Annotated in this window: 19 protein-coding genes; 10 read left to right on the plus strand and 9 right to left on the minus strand. The window is 46.4% G+C overall.

What is annotated here, in order from left to right; translation table 11 throughout:
- The first annotated feature begins 101 nt into the window (after positions 1–101).
- Together G459_RS0113920 and G459_RS0113925 are read left to right on the plus strand one after the other, a co-directional pair.
- Positions 102–911: a LytR/AlgR family response regulator transcription factor gene (locus G459_RS0113920; RefSeq protein WP_157373344.1), complete on the plus strand. Its 810-nt coding sequence runs from the start codon at positions 102–104 to the stop codon at positions 909–911.
- Positions 912–1,026: 115 nt separating this feature from the next.
- Positions 1,027–3,666, plus strand: a complete 2,640-nt coding sequence (locus G459_RS0113925) for a lantibiotic dehydratase (protein WP_026968192.1) — start codon at positions 1,027–1,029, stop codon at positions 3,664–3,666.
- Here G459_RS0113925 and G459_RS0113930 read toward each other — a convergent pair.
- Positions 3,640–4,368: a LytR/AlgR family response regulator transcription factor gene (locus G459_RS0113930; protein WP_026968193.1), complete on the minus strand. Its 729-nt coding sequence runs from the start codon at positions 4,366–4,368 to the stop codon at positions 3,640–3,642. The genes G459_RS0113925 and G459_RS0113930 overlap by 27 nt on opposite strands.
- Complete coding sequence (locus G459_RS0113935; protein ID WP_026968194.1) at positions 4,337–5,446, minus strand: sensor histidine kinase; 1,110 nt, start codon at positions 5,444–5,446, stop codon at positions 4,337–4,339. The genes G459_RS0113930 and G459_RS0113935 overlap by 32 nt, the downstream gene beginning before the upstream one ends.
- Positions 5,447–6,313: 867 nt before the next feature.
- Here G459_RS0113935 and G459_RS27545 point away from each other — a divergent pair.
- Complete coding sequence (locus tag G459_RS27545; protein ID WP_051315228.1) at positions 6,314–6,751, plus strand: MauE/DoxX family redox-associated membrane protein; 438 nt, start codon at positions 6,314–6,316, stop codon at positions 6,749–6,751.
- 412 nt (positions 6,752–7,163) lie between these two features.
- Positions 7,164–7,442, plus strand: a complete 279-nt coding sequence (locus G459_RS0113955) for a hypothetical protein (RefSeq protein ID WP_026968195.1) — start codon at positions 7,164–7,166, stop codon at positions 7,440–7,442.
- Positions 7,443–7,490: 48 nt separating this feature from the next.
- Here the strand turns inward: G459_RS0113955 and G459_RS0113960 are convergent, their stop codons facing one another.
- The 3 genes from G459_RS0113960 to G459_RS0113970 all read right to left on the minus strand — a co-directional run bounded on the left by G459_RS0113960 (position 7,491) and on the right by G459_RS0113970 (position 13,822).
- Positions 7,491–8,852 (minus strand): RagB/SusD family nutrient uptake outer membrane protein, encoded by a 1,362-nt coding sequence (locus tag G459_RS0113960; protein WP_084454509.1) that lies wholly within the window; start codon positions 8,850–8,852, stop codon positions 7,491–7,493.
- Positions 8,853–8,960: 108 nt separating this feature from the next.
- On the minus strand, positions 8,961–12,140 hold the full coding sequence (locus G459_RS27550; RefSeq protein WP_051315229.1) for a SusC/RagA family TonB-linked outer membrane protein: 3,180 nt from the start codon (positions 12,138–12,140) through the stop codon (positions 8,961–8,963).
- Positions 12,137–13,822 (minus strand): TlpA family protein disulfide reductase, encoded by a 1,686-nt coding sequence (locus G459_RS0113970; RefSeq protein WP_026968197.1) that lies wholly within the window; start codon positions 13,820–13,822, stop codon positions 12,137–12,139. Before G459_RS0113970 ends, G459_RS27550 begins: the two co-directional genes overlap by 4 nt.
- 539 nt (positions 13,823–14,361) lie before the next feature.
- Between G459_RS0113970 and G459_RS29005 the strand changes: the two genes are divergently transcribed.
- The 6 genes from G459_RS29005 to G459_RS0114000 all read left to right on the plus strand — a co-directional run bounded on the left by G459_RS29005 (position 14,362) and on the right by G459_RS0114000 (position 16,860).
- Positions 14,362–14,742 (plus strand): helix-turn-helix transcriptional regulator, encoded by a 381-nt coding sequence (locus tag G459_RS29005; protein ID WP_051315230.1) that lies wholly within the window; start codon positions 14,362–14,364, stop codon positions 14,740–14,742.
- Between the two features lie 11 nt (positions 14,743–14,753).
- Entirely contained in the window at positions 14,754–15,143 is a 390-nt protein-coding gene (locus G459_RS0113980) for a helix-turn-helix domain-containing protein (protein ID WP_026968198.1), read from the plus strand.
- A 14-nt stretch (positions 15,144–15,157) separates the two neighbouring features.
- Complete coding sequence (locus tag G459_RS29010; protein WP_051315231.1) at positions 15,158–15,529, plus strand: helix-turn-helix domain-containing protein; 372 nt, start codon at positions 15,158–15,160, stop codon at positions 15,527–15,529.
- Between the two features lie 2 nt (positions 15,530–15,531).
- Positions 15,532–15,831 carry a DUF4258 domain-containing protein gene (locus tag G459_RS30635; protein WP_026968199.1) on the plus strand — a complete coding sequence of 100 codons (300 nt, stop codon included), beginning with the start codon at positions 15,532–15,534 and terminating at the stop codon, positions 15,829–15,831.
- Positions 15,832–15,833: 2 nt separating this feature from the next.
- Complete coding sequence (locus tag G459_RS0113995) at positions 15,834–16,061, plus strand: type II toxin-antitoxin system MqsA family antitoxin (protein ID WP_026968200.1); 228 nt, start codon at positions 15,834–15,836, stop codon at positions 16,059–16,061.
- A 160-nt stretch (positions 16,062–16,221) separates the two neighbouring features.
- Positions 16,222–16,860, plus strand: a complete 639-nt coding sequence (locus G459_RS0114000; protein WP_026968201.1) for a hypothetical protein — start codon at positions 16,222–16,224, stop codon at positions 16,858–16,860.
- Between the two features lie 160 nt (positions 16,861–17,020).
- Here G459_RS0114000 and G459_RS0114005 read toward each other — a convergent pair whose 3' ends face one another.
- The 4 genes from G459_RS0114005 to G459_RS0114020 form a co-directional block, all read right to left on the minus strand.
- Positions 17,021–17,890, minus strand: coding sequence for a hypothetical protein (locus G459_RS0114005; protein ID WP_026968202.1), 870 nt, complete (start codon positions 17,888–17,890; stop codon positions 17,021–17,023).
- A 97-nt stretch (positions 17,891–17,987) separates the two neighbouring features.
- Positions 17,988–19,307 (minus strand): HNH endonuclease, encoded by a 1,320-nt coding sequence (locus tag G459_RS0114010; RefSeq protein WP_026968203.1) that lies wholly within the window; start codon positions 19,305–19,307, stop codon positions 17,988–17,990.
- A gap of 64 nt (positions 19,308–19,371) precedes the next feature.
- On the minus strand, positions 19,372–20,358 hold the full coding sequence (locus tag G459_RS0114015) for a HEPN domain-containing protein (protein ID WP_026968204.1): 987 nt from the start codon (positions 20,356–20,358) through the stop codon (positions 19,372–19,374).
- Between the two features lie 353 nt (positions 20,359–20,711).
- Entirely contained in the window at positions 20,712–21,410 is a 699-nt protein-coding gene (locus tag G459_RS0114020; protein ID WP_026968205.1) for a hypothetical protein, read from the minus strand.
- Positions 21,411–21,509: the final 99 nt, after the last annotated feature.

Below are 21,509 nucleotides of genomic sequence, written 5' to 3' on the forward strand. Positions count from 1 at the left end.
GATGAAAATTCCAGAACTTTTATAACTTATAATTTATCAGTCCCTTTTTCAAAAGGCTTGGGAATTTTTAAAACCCGACGTCCGGATAAACAGAAGTGGTTTTGGTTAATAAAAGGTCACAGATCCAGTACAGCGATCAGTTTTTTCGCGCCATCCTTTGCGCAGGATCCGCTTTTTTGGTGGCCATGTACGGCAACAGTGCCCATTATTTGGACACGGTCTCGACGCAGTCTTTTCCCGTCAAGTTTCTGGTCGCTTTGTTTATAACGGCCTTCTTTTTGGAATTTGTCCACTGGGTCACCGTCAAACTGGACCGGAGATTTGACTGGAAAGAAAAACCCTTTGGCAGACCGGTCCTCCAGTTCCTTTTTGGCGTCATGCTTCCGGGTCTGACGGACTACCTCTTTCTTTCGTTGTACAGATGGTATTTTGGACTCAGCAATGCCCATCCGGATGTCATCTCCCAGAGTAGCGCTTCCTTCATGATCATGCCGATCTTCCTGTTCAATCTCTACTATCTGGTGTACTATAAGATGTTGAAAAACAGGGAAGACAAAAAAACTCCCAAGGTATCAAAGAAGACCCTTTTAGCAAACCAGGGAAACAGGACGATTCCCATCGCTCTGGACGAGATCAGGTATATCTACCATCAGGACCGGATAAACTATCTGGTTACATCAGGCGCAAAGGAATATGTTCTCAATGAAAGCCTGGATGAGTTGGAAAGCATCCTTTCCAAAAAGGATTTTTTTCGCCTAAACAGGAAAACCATCATCCATTACCTGGCCTGTTCGCACTTTCAGCCGCACGGCCATGGAAAACTATTGATCCAGCTGGAACCGAAATTCAGGGAAGAAACGGTAGTCAGCCAGGTCAGAGCCCCAAAATTCAGGGAATGGATTAACCGATGATCAAAACCGCCTCCACTCCATTGTAAGTTATACCAAAATCGGTGTCGTTTCTACCAAGATTTGCCATCGCAGCGAACTTCTGGCTAGGATTGAACAAACGAACATCCGAAATGCCATGGAGTTTATCTATCGAATCCCGCTGTTCCAGTTTGACCATGAGAACCCTGAAGAGTTGGAGCAAAACCGACCGGAAATCCTGGAGGCAATCTCACTGTCGTCACCGGAGTTTAGTCAGGAACTGGCCAAAAAGCCATTTGCCGAACTGGAGCACAAACTGAAGATCAAGCTACGAAAGTACCTTCTTCGGGGAAGGTTCCGCCCCACTCCCTTCGGCAGGTTTGCAGGAGTGGGAATTGGAAAGTGGGGAGCAAACTTAAAACTCGAAACCCCTTTCCGGATCACAGATTTGCCATCCAGTGAACAATCCAATACCAAGTCTACCCTACCTGGACCTTATGAAGGTCTTTATCGGCTTCTGCCGGGGATTTCCAAAAAACACGGATACTACCACGCCACCGTGTGGGATGGTGAAACCGACAGATGGGTCGACTGCAAGGTTCAAGAAAACAGTCTGTTGGATGAACTCTTGGAAATTCCTCAGCCTTTCGATTTTCAGCAGTTTGCCGGCCTGTTGGACATTCAGGAACCTGGACCCAGCCTTGAAATGGCCAAACACACCTGGAATGACATCCTTGCAACCGGCCTCTTGACACCAGAATGGCTGCCAAGAATTCCCGCCGGAACAGATTCAGTCCTCTCCAATCCATTGGAACTTCCCAAAACGGCGGAATCCATACTCACACAATTCACCGAAACCGCAGGCCATCTTTTCGCTCCCGAAGGAAGCAACTATGTTCAGGCGTTTATCGACTGGTTTGCCGGAAGCTATGATGACCGGTTCGTCGTACTTGAAGATCTCCTGAAAGAACGTGAATTTGTTTCCGGCCACTTTCTTGACCGACCGACAAAATCGATGGACCGGGAAGATGTCCTTGCCGCTCTGCTCTGCGAAAAAGGCGGTGAGAAAGCCATCGACCTGAGCAGATCCTTTCCCAAAGCCCCGCTTCAGGAAAATATCTACGACCTGCAGCTGTTATACCGGCTTGACGCAAACCGAAACCCTGTCATCGAAAACATGGTATGCAACAGGCCATTCGTGTACCTGGGAAGATTCACCCGTGATCCACGGATAGCCGACTATGCCGGTAAAGTAAGAGATGTCATATATCCGAATCAAGACATCCTTTACGCGCATGTCGCCCTCAGGGAAACTGCAGCCATAGACCATATCTGCGATGTCCGCAACCTCTTCGATTATGAGATCACCCCATTTGCTTCCACCTCCGAAAAAAAGCTTGGACTCAGGGATCTTTGGATAGGAATCAGCGGTAAAAGGATAGTTTTGGTTCACAAAAAGTCAGGATTCCAGGTGCTTCCCGTCATCTTACATCCCCTGAACGGAAACCAGGTCACCCATCCAGTCCTGCGCCTGCTATGGGAAACCGCACACCAGAACAACTACCGATTCCTGCCCTACCAAAGCAAGACCCTTCGGGATCTGCCGTATTGTCCCCGGCTGAACTGGGGTCCGGTTTGCCTTCAACCTGGAAAGTGGACGCTAAAAAAAGAATCTTATCCGAACCGGAAAAGCCTGCAGGACCGATTGGACCAACTGAACGCCCCGCAGTTTCTTCTGGCAGGAAATCTGGACCGGGAACTGCTCATCAACCGGTTCAGGCCGGAAGATTTTACCATCCTCTGGCAGGAACTCCAGCGCAACGGAAGCATTTCAGCGACTGAGGCCCTTTGGTATCCCTCCGATCTTTTTCAATCTGAAAAAGGAGTACCGCTCTATCCGCAGTTTGTCTACCATTCTTCCAAACAGCAGGTGATTCCCAAGATCGGGCCCGTATTCAATCCACTCTCCGACCCCCGGAAAGATTGTCTGTGCTTCAGTATTCAGGCCGGTCATTCCGATACGGGGGAAGTGCTGGAAAGACTGCTGCATCAGCTAAATGAGTGGAAATTCCCAAACCAGAAAATACCATGGTACTTCTTGCAGTACGGAAAAAACGGCGCAACAGAAATCCGTCTGCGCCTCCTGGATATTCCGCATTCCCGGGCAAGCCGGTGGCTGCTGCGGTTGGGAGCTTTTTTTATCAGTGAAGGCTTAACCTGGAAGACAACAGACTATTTCCCGGAAACCAGAAAATACGGGATCACCGGATTGGCCTGTTCCCACAAAATGTTCTGGCTTGAGTCCGCATTTCTGGCAGGCAGGAACAGGGATGGAACCCTGAATTTCCACCTTCCGGATTTATGGAAAGAAGACCTGACCGTCTGGTTATGGCTCACGATACTTCGCGAATCCCAGCATGCAGCCGCACTGTTCAGAGAACTCCGGGCCCAGGTTCTCAACATGCCTGTATCCGAAACCAGAGCGCTAAAAAAAACCTACTCCCCTGTCGAAAAACCGGACTTGGAAAACTTCCCGATTGAGGAATATCTCCAAACGATAGCCAACCATGAGTACTTCAGCGCAGGAACAGACCAATCCGGCAACCTCCTGTTCAACCATCTGCATATGATGGTCAACCGCTTCTTTCCGGCAGACACCCGTGAGCGGGAAGGCAGGATCAGGTACAGACTCTACCGAGAGCTCGGCCGGTGGATGCATACTGACAAACAGGCTGTCGGCTACCCCCAACCCCGCCAGAGCGATCCGCACTCATCTGATCAGCTTCTTATCCATTAAAACCTGAATCTCATGCTTGTAGGTCCTGCTCACCGGAACGCTTTGGCCGGATATCAGGATACATTCATCAGGTAGCAGGGTTTGGACTTTTTGGATGTTGACCGCGTAGGACTGGTGGACCCTGATCATAAAGGGAGATTTCAGCTTGGCAAGACTGACCAGGAAGGGGTTGGTCAACACCACTGTCGGCCCTTTTTCCAAATAAACAAGGGAATCCTTTTCCTGTTGCTCCATATACAGGATATCCGATGGCCTGATAAAATGTTTCCGGTGACTCAGCTTTTCACCCACCACCACATAATCCTCGTCGATGACCTGCCTGAGCACAAAGCCCGTGTCCACCTTTTCCCCTGCCTTCAACAGCGCCTCCGTAAGCTCCATGGGGTCGGGCGGCTTCACCAGAAAATCGACGGCTTTTACCCGAAAGCCCTGAACCGCGTACTTCTGGTGTCCGGAGCAGATAATGATGGGAATACCGGTCTTCAGCAGCCTTCTGGAGATCTCCAGCCCCCCGAGTTCAGGCATGACGATGTCTGTAATCAGAATCTGGGCCTTACCCCTGCTGATCCATTCCAATCCCTTGACCGGATCGGTCGTCGCAAAACTTACCTCGAAGTCCGGAAGCATCCGGATGAGGATAGTCAACAGATCCAATATGGACTCTTCATCGTCAATCAGCCCTACCTTGATCTTCGGATTCATACGCTATGGTCAGTAACAGTGAATACTCTATCCCGTCCGAGGCAGTGAATACCTGGAACCTGTCCCCGAAGTGATACCTGAGAATCCGGAATACAGATGCGGCACCAAACCCTGACCTCATCTTCCTTCCCGGAGTTCCGATGGCATTGGTAATGGTTGCAGAAAAATGCCAGCTGCCTTTCCCGGTACCGGGGAATAGAAAAAATCCAAATTTGCATGGAACGCTACTGTCTTCATACCTGCCGTGAAAGAACACGTTCTCGACAAGGGTAAGCAGGCAGAGTTTCGGCATCGGCAATCCAGACGCCGTCGGACCGATCTGATTGCGCACATCCACCGACAGTCTGGAAAAGCGCAGCCTCTGGCATTGCAGATAATACATCACAGCCTGTACCTCTTCATTAAGAAAATTGGGATGGTTGAACTCTTTGAAGCTGTATTTGAGCAATGAGGTAAGGCTTGAAAACTCTGTCAGGAGCTCCGGCGACAGTTTGGCAATCCTTGCCGAGGTATGGCTCAGTGTGTTGAGGATAAAATGCGGACTGAGCTGCAGGGAGACATGCTCCATCTTCAGACGTGCGTGTTCCATCTCCAGATCAAATTTCTTCCGGTTGAGTTGTTGGTTCCTCCACATCATCCAGATGGCACCTGCCAGTGCAAAGAAGTGAAGGAGTCGGGTGGACTCGTTCACCAAAAAGGACTTCAGTTCAGGTATTTCTCCCGTCTGATAGCTGAGTATGGCAAGCTTGCCTCCAAAAAAAGATGACAGCGTTACCAACAGGATAAGTACCGCTGCCAATCTTTTGCGGCCAGTAAAAAACAGGGGAAGGAACACGCCAAAAAAAACGGCGATTACTGCAAATCCGCCCATAAAGTTATAACCCGGAATCAGCCACTTTGAAATTTTCCCATGGAGGATCAGAGTCGCACCGATGTCTACCACCAGATAGCTGATCCACACGGCCAGCAATAACATCAACGGCCTTTCCAAAAACCAGGCAGTGATGCGAGTTCTGCCAAAATCCCCGTCAGTTCTACCCGAGGGGAAGTTCCTGATCGCTTTCTCACTAGTTTTCATCGTACCAAAATTCAAAAATCATGAAAAATCAACACCTCTTAGAAGATTGCCAAAAGGCAATGAAATCCGCCAAAAAGACTGCTTTCCGAAGTCTAAACCACCAAAGCAGGGGGAAAGAAACCATCAGCTTCTTCCATGAGTGCCCGACCACGATTATTACCAGTGTCTGAGATCTGGAGTCGGAAACCTGCCCAAGAAAGACCTGCCTCCGGCGGGTCTTTCTCTTTGCCCATAATCCCACCCAATCAAAATACAGTCAGGAACCAACAGCAAACCTACCTTTAAGGGGTTTCCGTTGTTCCTGCCTTGCAATAGGCGGTACCGGCCACAACATGGAGGACAGTCCAATCCACGGAGTGACTGACGTGATTCGGCCAGCAAAAAACCGGATCACCTCAAAAGCATCGGGAAATCGCAGTATCCCTATCAAATCGGAGACAATACAGGACCAAAGGGACTGCCCACCCAGCTGGCCTGTTTTATAAAAAATATCTCACTCGCAATTAACAATTTAATGATTTCCGGCAGCTTTCCAAAGCCCCCTAAGCTCCTCTTCAATCGCCAGTCCGCCAAGGCCCGAAAAACAGATAAGCTCCAGAATCAAAAAAAAACCAATCCCGAACACCTAAAAAAGTACCCGCTTCAATCCAAAATAACCCTATCAATCTGTCAATTCTGCCAAAATCCCTGCTGATTCTACCACATCGGTACCAGAAAGCAAATCCTGTTGGAATTTAGACACAGCCAATAAGGAAGCCGAAAAGCATCCGAAGCGGACGGATAAAATAGGTAAGACTAAAATTGATAAGACTCAAATAGATAAGACTCAAATAGATAAAACTTAAAAAAACAAAGGGAACACGCACCATGAAAACAATTCTGTCAATACCCACAGCTGCGCTTATCCTGCTTTGGACTTATACCGGGCTGGACAAGATTGTTCGGTTTGAGGATAGCCGAAAGGCCTTCCACAACCAGACATTTCCGGCCGAACTCGCCGAGATCCTGAGCTACGCCGTACCCGCAGCGGAATTGCTGATTGTTGTAGTCATGCTTTTTTCAATGACCCGATGGTGGGGGATGTTGGGAAGCTTGTTACTGCTGACCGTCTTTACCACCTACGTCGGTTTGATTTGGGTAGAGGCATTTCCCAGGATACCCTGCAACTGTGCAGGAATATTGGAAAGCCTTGGCTGGGCGGAACACTTCTGGATGAACCTGTTCTTCATCGGTATATCCGTCTTTGGACTTTACAAAGACAAAGCAAAAAAGCCAAAGACGGGGTCTTCGGCTTTAGGGTGTTAAGCTTTAATCAGGAAGTCTATCACATTACACAATAAATATAACTAATATAATGTAGATACCCAACAGTAGTTAGTAGACAAATACAAATTTTACGGTGACAAAAAAGGGCGGCGGGGTGGGCTCCGCCGCCCAACAGTCCGAACATTGCGAGTGAAGGACTGCAAAAAATATCGATTAGGCTCTCGAAGCAATCCGCTTCGGGAAGCCTCAAAGCATACACTGCCTCTTCCTGAAGCAGGGAGTAGGAAGACCTGCTTAACCTCGGCAGTGTAGGGAGACAAACCGGCTCCCTGACCGGAGTAATCCGGGCGGTTTCGCAGAAAGGGCAGGGATCGCAGATGCAGTCCACTGTCCCAAAGCACCTTAACCATTTGTTTAACAAGAGGGAAAACCCTCACATCCAAAAACGATTATGAACCGAATATCCAAACTTCTCCCCGCACTTGCATTGTTGCTGGGAGCAACCCTGGCCATGGCGATGAATTTCCCAGGCAACCCGACGGAGCGTTATGCAAAAGATCCGTCTGCAGAAATATGGTATGACCTGACCGGGATCACCCCGGGTGGATCAACCTATCATTGTGATGTGATTTCCGGCACCTGCTCAAGAGAAGAACCGATGACTGGTGCTGATCAAGTGGAAAACGGAACCTTCGTCAAGAACGGAAACCTGCCCGTAGTAAACCCTTGATCTTTTTCTTTTAAGGAGGGCATTGCCGCTGGCGATGCCCTCCCTTTTTTACCTAACATTCTGCACCAAGGGGTTCAGGTTCATCTCGGCCGGAGGGATCAAAAACGTGTACCGCGTATCGCCCGGTGGAAGGATTGATTCCTGGTCGTTATAGTTCCTACTCAAGGTCACCTGAAGTTCAGGATAGAAATTGTACCGCTTCAGATCCAGCCATCGGACCGTCCGAAAGACCAACTCCTTTCTCCTTTCTTCTACAATCCGCAGCAAAAGGTTATTTCCTGAAAGTCCGGACAGACCCTCAAATCCCGCCTCCATCCGGTGTTCCAACAAATAGTTTACAGCCTCCAAAGCCTCATCCTCCTCTCCCAGCCTAAAGGCACTTTCCGCCAGGTTCAAGACAACCTCATCCGTGGCAATCCCTCCAAAGAAATAGAAGTCCCCGGTGTAATTCCCCCTGAAGTTCAATCTATCCTCCGTGCCACTCGGCTCAAAAAAGAACTTCAGCCTCAGGTCCGCACTGTCATACAGGCTGACCAGCTCGGGGTTCACAAAGTTGTCGGCACTGAGGGTAACGGTGGTCGTATATTGCTGTTGGTGATGGATCACTTCGGGATTAAAAACCTCAAAAGAATAAGGCAGATCGGTCTCGATAGTTTTATAGTCCATGAGTTCATTTCCGATCTCCAACGCCTTTTTTGAGTGTTCATAAGCCAAGTCATAGCGGTGCATGTTTAGGTACACCCTGGACAGCATGGCATGTGCTGCCCACTTGGATGGTCTGGTCGGGATGTCCGACTTCTCTTCCAATACCTGCGTCCCTGCCTCCAGATCAGCGATGAGCTGCGAAAAGCTCTCGAGCATGGTGGACCGCTTCACCTTTTGGTTGATATCCGAAGTAAGCCGGATAGGGATTCCCAACTGGTCCATCCTGTCCGGATCGTAAGGTTCGGCAAAATGCATCAGCACTTCATAATGGCCCATGGCACGGAAAAACCTGGCTGAAGCAGCCAGTTCCTCCATCCGTTGCCGCTCGGCCCCGTTGGCCGGCTCGTAGTCGGCCAATCCATCCAGGACCACGTTGGCATAAAAAACCTTCCCATACGGGATAATCCAGTTGACATCCTCTTCGTCAGCTATGTACAGTTCTTTCTCCCAGAAATACAGGGCAGTCATAGTGAAAGGCAATCGCTGGAGAAGCCCATTACCGAAGAAAAGGTCATCCGAACTGATCATCCCGTTTACTGGAAAGGAGTTCATACCCCGCTGCTCGGCATCCAGAAGCCCCTGATAGTCGTCCAGGGTCGAAGGGATGACCAGATTCTGTTTGGGTTTGGCATCCAGAAACTCGGTGCAGGACTGCAGCGTCATGCCTGCAAATGCCCATGCGATTATTAAATAGCATTTTTTCATTTTCTTATTGATTAAAGCAAATCCCGGGGTGCTCTTTTGGAGCGAAGACCCCTGTGAAGAATGTTAAAATCTGTCTTCCTTTACCCCGGAGATTTACTGGTTGAACTATTAAAACATCGCCCGAAATCCGACCGAACCTGAGAACAAAGAAGGGCTCATGAGATAATCCGGATCAGCTACTTCCCTGCTTTCCTTCCAGAGTATACCGAGATTGTTCAGATACCCATAGACTTCCAGACTCTGGAAGATTCCACCGCCCTTGCCCGACAATGGAAAACGGTAGGCTACACGGATATCCTGGAGCCGGATGTGGTCGCCCTTCTCCACTGTGGCGCTGCTGGCGAGGTAAAACTGGTCCCGGTAGGCATCCACCTTTCCCGGATCGGAGGGAACTTGGGTAAGCTGCTCATCCCCCGCCTTCTGCCAGCGACGCTCGTAGTCCGCGTGGGAAAAGGCTCCCCGGTTCACCTCGTCAAAGCTGACCGACCGCCGCCGGAAGTAATACCCCAATCGGTAGGAAATATTGGCAGAAAGACTCCAGCCTTTGTAACTGAACGTGTTCCTCAACGCCCCGAACCGGGTCGGTCGGCCACTCCCGTGGAACAGGATGTTCTCCGGGCTGGCCTCATTATAAATGGTCGCATATTCCGTACTCGGCTCCCCGTCCACGTAACCCATAGGGGATCCATCAGTCGGGCTCAGCCCTGCAAACGGAAAACTGAAGATCGCAAACAGGGGCTTGCCCAAGGCCGGAGTGGGCAAACCGGGTGTGTATTGGACCAGCTGAGTGGCTGTCGGATCGTTTTCGATATGGGTCACCTCTTCCTTGACTAGGCTGAGGAAGAAGGAGGTTTCCCATCGGACCGCCCTGTTTATGTTCACCGAACTGAGCGCGATATCCCATCCCCTGGTATGCGTTGCTGCATAGTTCAGCGTTGCATCGGTAAAACCGGAAGAGGGATACAGCGGGATCTGACCCAGCAGGTCCAGTCCCTGCTTGTCATAATACTCCACCGAACCGGAAAGCCGGGATGAAAACAGTTCAAAGTCCATCCCCGCATTGATGATCTTGATCCGTTCCCAACGGAGCTCGGGATTGGGGGGTGTCAGGATACTCAAGAAGGGCAGTTGGGTAAGCGGACTTAAGCCAATCTTCCTGGCAGTGGTCATGGCCGATGCATTGGGATTGGTATTGCCGTTGTATCCATAGCTGAGTCTTGCTTTCAGATAGTCCAGCCAAGCAAGATCCAGAAAGTCCTCTTCCGAAACGATCCATCCCAAACCTGCAGACCAGAGCGGGACGCTCTTTTGGTTGGTGTTTACTCCAAACAGATTAGAGGCATCGGTTCTTGCGCTCAGGTTGAGCAGGTACCGGCTGCGGTAGCTGTAACCTACATTGCCGAACGCAGAGACAAAGCGGCTGGTGGTCCCGCTAAACTCCTCGGTAAAAGGAACGTTCTGCAGCCTTCCGGTCGCCAGGTTTGTGGTCCGGGTGATGTAGTCCACCGGCATGGAGGTTCCGTTCTCGCCGTTGTAGCCATACGTTGTCGTCTCATACCCCTCGCTCTGGTGGTCTTTGATTTCTCCTCCGGCAAAGGCATTCAGGCGGTGCTCTCTCCACTCCCTGCCATAGTTCAGCTGTCCCCGGAGGTTATGGCTGAAGGCGTTGACAAAGGACTGTTCCAATATTCCCCCTACCGGAAGATGGTAGATCGTCTCCCCGTTAGGTCCAAACTCGGTAAAGGTATTGATCCGGTTTCTGGCCACGTAGGATTCCAAAGGGCTGTCATTGACAGTAGTTCGGCTGTTGGTCCAATACTGGTAATTTGCCGATACGCTGAGCCCTTTGGCAATGGTATAATCCAGCTCTGTAAACAGCCTCAGGTCATTGCCCGATGTCTGGGTGGGGCTCAATCCGATCTCGTCCAGTGGAACATAGTCCCAACTGTAGGCCAGTTGGTCAGCCATTTTATCTTTAAACCTCACGCTGTAGTCCCTAAATACCGGCAAAGGATTACCGGATTCATCCGCCAGCCGATCGTAGGGATTGAGGTTGCCAGTGGCGGGTGTGCCCTGTTCAGAAACAGCCTGTACCCAATAGGCTCCCATTCCCACCCTGAGCCTGTCTTTGGCTACTTTCCAGGTTTGCCGCGTGGAGAGTGTAATCCGGGAGTCGTCAGAGGCGACCTGTGAACTTTGGTTCTTGTCCCAGCCTGCGCTGGCCTGATAGCTGTAATTTTTGGATCCGCCTGTAACGTTAACGGCATATTGCTGGAGTACAGCACTGCGGTTCAGGTAGGCATCCCGGTCAGTCCGAAGATCCGAGTTTCTGAGTGTGGTCACTATCCCGTTAAGTTCCTGCTCGGTGATTTTGCCCTGTTCAAAGGCATAGTAAGCTTCGGCAAGCGGATTGACCACCGGGTTACGGGAATTGGTCAGCTGGCTTCGGTAATACCCGTTTTTGTAAAGCTCGGTCTGCTTGTCCACCAACGAATTGATCGTCATGGTCGGATAGTAGAACAGGTCCGGCTTTGGCCTGAAAGTGAGATTGGAGGTTAGGTTGACCCGCACCGGCTGCTCGAAATTCCCCTTCTTGGTGGTAATGACAATCACGCCGTTTCCGGCTCGTGCTCCCCAGATAGAGGCCGCCGCCGCATCCTTTAATACAGTCATGCTCCCCACGTCATTGGGATTGATGCTGGACAGAGGGCCGTCATAGGCTAGGTTGTCGACCACAATCAGCGGTTGGCTGTTCGAGATCAGGGTAGCCGTTCCCCGAATGGTGATGCTCTCCCCATTGGCCAGACTGGGCTGGTCCCGGTTAAAGATCAGCCCCGGGGTGATGTCCTCCAGCCGGTCAATCACATTGGTCGACACCCTCCTGTCCACCAGTTCCTGACCGATGCCCACAAACGAACCCGTGGTACGTTCCAGAGGCAGCTGCTGGAAACCCGTGGAGACAACAGTAACTCCCTCCAGTCCCATTTCCTGTTCCTTGAGCGCAACCGCTACCGAAGACTCTCCCTGCGGTACCGGATAGTCAAGGGTTTGGTATCCTATAAAGCTGAATACCAAAACTGCATCCCCCTCTGGAATCGTCAACTTAAACCGACCTTCCGGATCTGTGACGGTACCCTGGGCTGTCCCCTTGAGTACCACATTCACTCCCGGCAGTGGGGAGCGGTCATGCACGGCAGTCACCTGCCCTTCCAGAGTCCTGGTCTGACTCTGGGAATACGCCGCTTCCCAAAGTAGGAAACAAAGCAACAGCAATAGATTTTTTGTCATAGGTTATTGGCCGGAAAAGGTGTGTGTAAGATTTCTTTGTGGTAGAGCTTGAGGAAACCGGCCCGGAAAGACCCGGAGTCCGTCCCCAGATTGCGTATGTCGAAGTCGACGATTCTTCCCGCTTCATCCAGCAGCATCGTCTTGGGGTAAGCATACAATTCGTAATAGCTGCGCCATCTTTCTTTGTCCTCTTCCCTGAGGTTCAGGTTCAGGATGGAGGGGTCGGAGTACCTGTCAATCCTCGATTTCCATAATTCCGGATCCTGATCTACCGATACAGCGATCAGCTGATACCCGAGATCGGCAGTTTGCTGGTAAAGCGGGAAGAGGTGCTTTTTAAAGTAATCGGCACTGTGGGAACAGGTACTGAAGTAGAAGTACAGGAGTGTGGGTTTGCCCGTCAGATCCTCCCGGTCATAGGTCTTCCCGTCCAGCCCCACCATCGAAACCGGAATAATGGTGTCGCCCGGAATATGGGACCGCTCCAGACTCAGGATTCTCTCCCGCCACGGATAAGTCTTGGTCACCGCCAAGAATTTGTTGATGTAATTCTCCTGATCCGGAAGTGCGGACAGGTAATTGGAAAGGTATGCTGCACGGATTCGGTCAGCGACCTCACCTGAATAGGCTTCGTCGACAGCCGCCAGGAAGGACTTCCCTTCCCAGATCGCATCCAGAATAACAAGCTCCAGACCGAGGTTCATGAAGGCCGCAGAAACAAGCCTGGTCTCCAGCCCAAAATCCTGCCCTTTCACTTCGGAGATCAATTTCCCAACCCGATTCCGATAAGCATTTTTCTCCGCTTCGGGCAGACTTTCCACATAGGGATGGTGAAACTTACGGTAGGATGACAATCCCGAATAGTAGAAACCGCAGACAGTTTCCGCCCGGAGCAGGTCATATTCTTCTAAACTCAACTGATCCGCAAACCGGTCCAATACGGCAATTTGCCTTTCCAACCCCACCGGATTTTCCAATCCAGCTAACAGGTAGTCTAGACTTTCTTTTCCCGGTTCCAATACCAGCAGTTCGGCTCCAAACTGTCCTTCAAACTCCGCCATCTTGGCCAGGCTCTCCGGTCTTTTGAAAAGCTTCGCATTTCGGGAAGTGATCAGCTGTCGGGGAGCGTCAAAGTAGCTACGTCTCTGTTCCCGCTTTACCGCATACTGCGCCTCATAGAAGGCCGCATTCCTCCCGGCAAACAGGACCTCCATCCGCAACAGGTCTAGACTGAGCTTGAGGCTATCGTCTGGATAGACCAGAAAATCCTCCAGCAGCGGCCGATCCCCCAGCAACAGGGAGAAATATCCCGGACGCGCGCCCAATTCCAGAACTGCGGAAAACTTCTGGACCTTGGGATTGAGCACCCCGTCGAAGAACTCTCCCGGTTGCGGTACGATCTCCTGCTCTGATCTCAGGTAAGATGAATTGGGATCCAGATAATAGGGTGTAGTCACCAACAGAAGCGGAGCCAGGGAGTCCGGATTGACCAGTTCCCCATAGATCAGGACCGAACCCTCCCCCACTCGGGCAGAAGGGATGCCTCCCTCCTGCCCTACGGAACCAGTCGTATCAACTAAACTAAATCCCGGGGGTGAATCAGCAACTCTGCCCTGGGCTGATGATGGGCTTCCGGCAAGGCATAGCAGTGCCAGGAAGCATGTGAATAGATTTTTTTTCATGCTGTTAAATGCCCTAGGAGCGCTGGGAACTAGACAAACTCCGCCACGGCGGACAAGCCAATTCCCGTAAGCCTTGCGGGACTTTTTAAGAAGTAAGAAATGATTGAAGTGATGGATCTACCCGATTTCCTTATCGCGAGTCGGGAAATCTTCCATCATGAGGTTCGGCACTCTCTGATTTCAGTGATAGTCCCACCGGTGTGTACAAAGTCCTCGCGGGAGCGATCAGGGAGAAAAAGTGTGTTAAGTTTTAAATCGGGTTCTTAGGCTTTCTTCGAAAAAGGATATCGAAAGAAGTGAATTCAAGCAAATTTGACGTCAAACCGGACAGCATGGAAACAATACTCCGCATGCCAGTGAAAATCCACTGAAATACATAAATTCGAGAATCTCCAATTGATAGAATCCTGAAAAACGTCATGTCCCAAATAAAAGAACAAGCAACCTGTTCAAAAAAAAATTGGATTCCAATAGAGGAAGTTAAACTTCCTTTACCAGAAGTTTGCTATATTTGAAACATCAAAAAACAGAAAAATACGATGAGCATAGGAAGTAATATCAAGGGATTAAGGATTCAGAAAGAACTGTCAACGAAATCTATATCAGAGGAAATAGGGATTTCGGAAGAAAAATATGTCGAAATTGAGAATGGAGGAGATTTTCTTTTCAGCGTCCTTGAAGCAATCGCAAATCGGCTTTCAACTACGGTGACTGACCTAATTCTACTTGATGAAGCTCCTGCTGGAATCAAAAACTACTTTAACAACAATAATGGCAATCAAGGCAGGATTATAAATGTTCAAGGTATTGATCAAGAGGAAATACGAAGAGCCTACAAGGAGCTTTATTTTGAACAGGTCAAAAGGATTCCGAAGCTTGAAAAGCTCTTAATTGAGAATAATATCCCATTTGATTTCTAATCTCTGACATCGTGAAAATAGGTGATAACATTCGGGAAATCAGAGAATTAGAAAAGAATTTCAAACGGAGCTATGTCGCCGATAAGTTGAATATTACCCCACGAGCTTATGCAAATATTGAAAATAACATTGCTGATGTCACTCTTGGTCGATTAGAAGAAATTGCTGATATTTTAGGATGTACCTCCCTATATATTCTGACTTACCAGCAAAAAAAGAAAGAATTCTACAATACAATTCACAATAACAATGGTAATCAAGGTACAATAAAAATTGACCAGTCAGGACAGCAATCCACTCTTAAAATTATCTATAATTTGCAGCAGGACCTGATTGAAAGCGAAAGGAAGCGCATCTCACTGCTGGAGGTTCTTCTTAGAGAGAATAATATTGACTTTTAACTAGATCGGAAAATATGATGAGCGTAGGGGAAAATCTAAAAAAAATAAGAGAAGAAAAGGTCGGACTTAGACAGGAAGATGTTGCCAAGGCGTTAGGTATATCAACAAAAGCTTATAGCAATATTGAAAACAATGTAGCCGACATCACGTTAACCAGACTTAAAGAGTTAGCGGATATTTTTGAGGTGACACCGGAATCTATACTTAGTCATCAAGAAAAGGCCACATACAATAATACCTTCAACAACTACGAAGGAAATCATGGAATCATTAATATGTACCAAGGTTCTTCCTCTGACCAAGTAAAAAACTTGGAAAACCAATTGAAAGCCAGTCAGGAAAAACTGGAAGGGTTGAAGGCATCAGTTAGGGCGAAGAATAATTGAAAATGAATTCCGTTTATTTCAGATGCAGGGAATTGATTTACAGCGATCACGCCATCAATCAAATGTTCAGTCGCAGTATTTCGACCGACGATATCGAAAACGTGATCAAATCTGGGGAAATTATAAGCGATTATCCGAACGATAAGCCTTTCCCAAGTTGTTTAGTATTAGGCAAGATCGACCATAGGCCATTGCATTTGGTCATTGCTATAAACGAACCTGAAAGCAAATGCGTAATCATTACCGCTTATCAACCTGATCCCAACTTGTGGGATAAGGAATTCAAATCAAAAATCAAATAGATATGGAATGCACAATTTGTAAAAACGGAAACACGGAAAAAGGCCATGTGACTGTTAAGCTTGAAAAAGGAGGTACCATCTTATTGATCAAGGAAGTGCCTGCGGATGTTTGCACAAACTGCGGTCATTACTACTTATCTAGTGAAATGACCAAACTCGTGCTGGAAAAAGGAAAAGAAGCCTTTGATAAAGGTGCTGAGCTTGAAGTGGTGAAGTTACAGGTAGCCTAGTGTATATCATGCAATAGCTGTTTTCGTGCGATTTTCAAGAAACACTGATCTAATATTTCCGAAAAATAATATAGAAATTAAAGAAGTCTTGTATTATGCGTAACATCTCTTTAAAAAATGGGATTTCATACATCAGATTAGACTTAACTCAAGAGTATTTATGAACAACTATACAAGACTACTTCTCTATCTAAAACAATTTGAAGGGGATGGTATAGAACATCCTGTTGAACAATTGCTCTCCGATAAACCAGAGGAAGAGATCAGAAGCATCCTACAGGAGCTCTCGGAGGAAGGCCTGATTAAATATTCAGGAAAGGAGACAAGATACATGTCTTTTATTGTTGAGACGAATCCTCTTACAAGCAAGACAAAGTGGACCGAAAGCCCATTCAACGAGCATATTCGAAATTCAGAACCGAAACCGTTTAAAGCCAAAATCACCTTTAAGGGTTCCAAATACCTAAAAGAAGAACTTCAGATGCAAGAACAAGGTAAGTATAACATCTCTGTCCATGGACAGGGTGCAACCAACAATTTTGTGATCGAATCGCAAAATGTGAGCATAGGTAATTCGACAAAATTTTCAACTAAGGCAGACAGTATCATCGAAGCGATTAACCTCGACAGCAGCGTAGACGACACGACAAAACAAAAGATCATCAATGATATAGTCCTAGCGAAATCACAAGTCGAAAACCACGGTAGGATAAACCCTGGCTTAGCGAAGCAGATACTAGAATATGGTTCAAGTATCAGTTCGATTGGACAGCTTGTAATGGGGTTATTTGCTATTTGATTTCTCACTTCGCTGTAAGTTGCAACCAAGGGCATAACAACGACATACATGTGTACCAACAAGCTAATTCATTCTCCTCTGATTCAGATGCGTTTTAGAGTTCAAAGTATCGGAATACATTTCCCATTAATTGGCAGTATTTATTTCAATCATTTCAATATTAACTTATGTCATCGGGAAGATCTGGCAGCATGATTTTTATCTCAGGTTCTATGTTAAACCGATCCAACAACTTGTCAATAAAAGTCAACAAATGCGGGTCTGAAATCATAGTCGGCGTGTACACACAGGAGATGGTAGATCCATTTTGACCGCAATCTGTCAATCGTCCAAACCATAGTAGGACAATGAGGTTATAGAAGCTATTTTCCTCTAACTCCCTTAGGGTGCTCCTAATGTCATTCGGCAATGAATATCGGGCATCTAAAATCCCGTCGCCTTGTGAACGCAATATCCAGGTTCCTTCCAAAAAAAGAACCGCGAGACCACCAGTTGTCCATGTCTGATTCCTGTACTTTTTTACTTTTCTTGTCTCCAAAGACGTTAAGAGTTTTGGATAAATGGAAGATGCTGTTTTGATTCTCGGACAATAGCATTCGATTGAAATAGTCTGGGAATTAATTTTAACTTCAAAATCAGGAGGATCGGGGCTTGGACACTTAAATTCGATTCCCTTTTGAATGAGCAGACTAGCAATTTTGGTTTCAAACCACAGACCTGTCAAATATTCAAATTGCTTCGCTGGCCCAGAAGACAACTTATCTCTAAATGATCTGAAAATTGAAAGGTCATTAACTCGAAGGAATTCCATATTTTCGATGAAGTCAAGTATGTGAGCCAATGTTTTCACACTTAGTTCATTTCCAGACTTGTAGTCCCTTATAGACTTCGAGATCATTTTCTCCAGAGGAAATTGTCTACCCTTATTACTCTGGCCATACTCCATAATGTTATGCAGACTATTTTTAGTCCAATCCACCCATTTTTCGAATTTTTCGGCCTCTACACCTGAGGGTTTTGGAGAAAGCATATGTTAAAAGATATGTTCAAATTAAACCAAATATTGATACTGTGATTAAAACCGATCTTATCCGTTCCTCCAAACACTGGTTATTGGCAAATCCATGTTATGGGTTTACGTCCTTCGATTTCATGTGGAAAAAATTCTCGCCGAATTTTAATCCTTCCAACTTGAAATTAATGACTGTCCTTCTGGGGCTTTTTGAAGAAAAAGACGTCTCCATCCAGCTGGTTTTTGATCTGCATTCCTCAAAGTCATTCCAAAACTTTTTAAAGTCTGAGTTCCTGATAAATGTCCTTCGGTCATTATCAGAAAAGGGCACGACAAAGCACAACGAAATATCCGTAAACCGAAACTCTCCAACAACATGAGGGAAAGCATGCTCATTTATCCTTCTTCTATATGTAACCAACATTGGGTCATTGACATAAAAATCGTGACTTTGAGCTATCATAATATTGGGCAGAAGACCTGCGGAAAAATTTCCGTTAACCCAATCGATAGTTCTTTGCACACTTGCTAGTTCTGGATTGTCGAGAACATTAATGATCATCTTCACCAAACTTCTATAGACATCTTGGGGAATAAAAGAACTATTGGTTTTAAGCTTTAAATTTAGGCTCTGGGTATTTTCATCAATATTGCCAGGGTATTTAATTTCAAATCCTTTTTCGGGATGGAAAACGAAATCTTTCCCGACCAATTTTTTCTTTCCTCCCTTGCCCTTTATTTCATTTAACGCCCTAAAAACGGAAAAGTATTCTAGCAGGGATTGTTCAATACCTCTTCCAAATTTGCTATTGCAATTATCACACTCATCAATGGAAACGAGCTTCTTATTCCCAAGTGACTCTGGGATCACATGTGCTTTGTTTCGAAAAGACACAAGACCGCCGGTTGCGTCAAATTGGCCATTTTGTCCCCCGCAAAACCTGCAGACGCGGTCCATTTTATGAGATCCTTCGTATCCCACAAGCCTTCTTTGATGCCCATAGAAGCTGAGATCATATTTCTTGAGCAAAGCCAATGCGTCTTTTGAATGAGCAACTTTGTTAACGGGAATCCCATTCTTGTCATGAATTTCTCTCAGACTATCAAAATACTGCATGAGCCTTTCTGTTGAGTCTATTGTACCGAAAACAACAAAGAAAAAGTGATTTTTGGGCAGAGACTTTAGAAATCTTTGAAAGAAATTAATCTCTTTTGGAATGCGATCGGCGTTGGCGTTAACAAATTCAATAAAGTTTTCAAATAGTTCGCGTGAATTGATTTGTACGGGATCTATTCGGATAGACCGACTCTCATGTAAATACTCATATTTAAAAATTGTCAGAAATTCCCCTAATAAATCAAAATCACCGTTCCATTTCAGCACGTAACTTTCCTTGAGAGATATAAAACTGAATATATGTGATCTTATAGTCATTATCGCTAAGAGTTAAATGCGATGGAACATAGTGCCTGCCGGAATGAATGGTTGTTACTTCTTTCTAATTGATCTCGGGAGAATAGGTTATACCTCCAGCGTTTAAGTCAAAAAACAGGGATTCCTTTGACAAATTCGGAGAGTTACAATAAATGATTGCCTTTCTGACATAGTCTGATAATATAAGGTAATCTTCCAATATTTGGCCTTTGTAGTGTCCTCCATGGACTATTGCATTTCTTTGGCCGTAAAGCTTTTTGATCTTCCGGTAACTATCCTGGAACTGATCCTTGTTTGCAGAAATCACAAGAGACAGATGCCTCGCAATGGTATGGGCTATCTGATCCTTTCCAAGATTGAAGAGACTTTCCAAGCATGTCATCATTGTGATAAAGCGCAAGCGTACGTCTGGTAGATCATAGGCAACGCAGAAGTTCTTGACGGCCAACTCAACAAAGGGATTAATGTCATATTTAGCTGTCAATCTATCGGACAACATCTGCGCCTCTTCATCACTCAAGGTGTAGCTACCACTTGCTCCTATCGATATCTCTACCTTTCTCAATCCAATTTGCCTGCTCTCGGAAGTAATGGAGAAAAACTGGGAAACGCGTATTTCACCGATTTTGAAAAGGCGTAGCTGCAACAGAAGATCCTGGGTAAAGTTAAAAAACACGTTAAACTCGCGCGTTTCAACCAAAAAATCCGTTTGATCGCCCAATAATTCAAAATCAGCTATCCGTCGTAGCAAAATAATTCCGGGAAACTCAAGGTGCATAAACCGAAATCCAAACGAAATTGAATGGATTAAAGCGTGATGGAGTTCGTGAGAAATACCGTGCTGTTCCCGTCCTATCATCACAGGTAACGGTCTATTCATGACTTTGGGAACATTTACTATCTCAGAAAAATCACGCTCAAGTATCGAGGCATCTATCCATAGAAACCGATAACCAAGTCGTTCCAGTGCTGGATTGAGCTTGAGAATAGACCGGTCCGCATTCAGGATATGAGCGAACGATTCAAATCTATGCTTACCAATGTTTATCATTCAGAAATGTAATATTAATAGTTATACCATGTTGAAGCTGGCACAGAAGTAACCTCGGCCGATCATTCCATTCACCACATACCAACCTGATTCGCAAAACTTCCTGGAAAAACGAAGACAAAACGCAGAATCAATGAATCCAAAACGCCAAAATTTAAACGGTGCCTGATTTGATCCTGCACTTTAGAATTTGAAACGATAGTGACTATTTCACTCAAACTAACCAATGTGTCCCCGCTCTAAACTGACCCACCCCTACTATCCGTGGATCTGTTGGCTAAAATAGTGATGGGTTACTATTTATCTATCATGCCTGAGGGCCTATCTCTTCAGTTCTGTCTTTTGGAAGCAGTTTAAGTGGCATTTTTAACATAGACTTTTCCTCCGCAGGTTTGATGATCTCCTGATTTGCTAACCGTAGAATACTTAATACCATGTCTGATCGCTTTATAAGATATCGACCTAAGTGTCTTTTCGTCCCGTTTAGTGAGTAAACCAACTTCTCTTTTCAAAAAAGCATTAACCATGGATTGGGAATTATCATCACCAAACAATTGCCAGTGAGCGTGGTCATCTTTTACGGGGTCTACTGTATCAATCGTATAATCTATACTGGCACTTGCCTCGTTTGGTTTTATTCTACAACTCTTCATTTGATAAGTCAAGTCAAAATGTGACTTAGGCCCTATTAGAATCAAATCAATTGATCTAAATCGAAAAAGAACTTCTTCATTTGAGACTTCTAATAAACCAGATTTGAGTCCTGCGCATATACATTTTGCAAGTTCATCCAATGAGTATGGAATGAGACTATTTTCTTGTACCAATGATTCTATATGCTCAATTGTAGATTTATGTTGAAACCTCATTGTACCTGAGATTGCCCCAATTAATTTTCCATTTTTGAGAGAAAAAGTCTTGTCAAATTCATCTGATTGTACGCTTGATTTACTTTTTTGAATTTCTCCTTCATAAACAGCACCACTAGAAATTCTTCCGTCACTAGCCACTACCGCAGATGATTTTGTCACAATTCCAACTATGATTGTCATGTTTAATAAATTATGTCTAATTCGTCTATTCGCTCCATTTCTGCCGACAAATCAAATTTATGTATACCAATGTTTATCATTCAGAAACGTAATAACAGT

This window comes from Algoriphagus terrigena DSM 22685, from assembly GCF_000429445.1.
Classification (GTDB): domain Bacteria; phylum Bacteroidota; class Bacteroidia; order Cytophagales; family Cyclobacteriaceae; genus Algoriphagus; species Algoriphagus terrigena.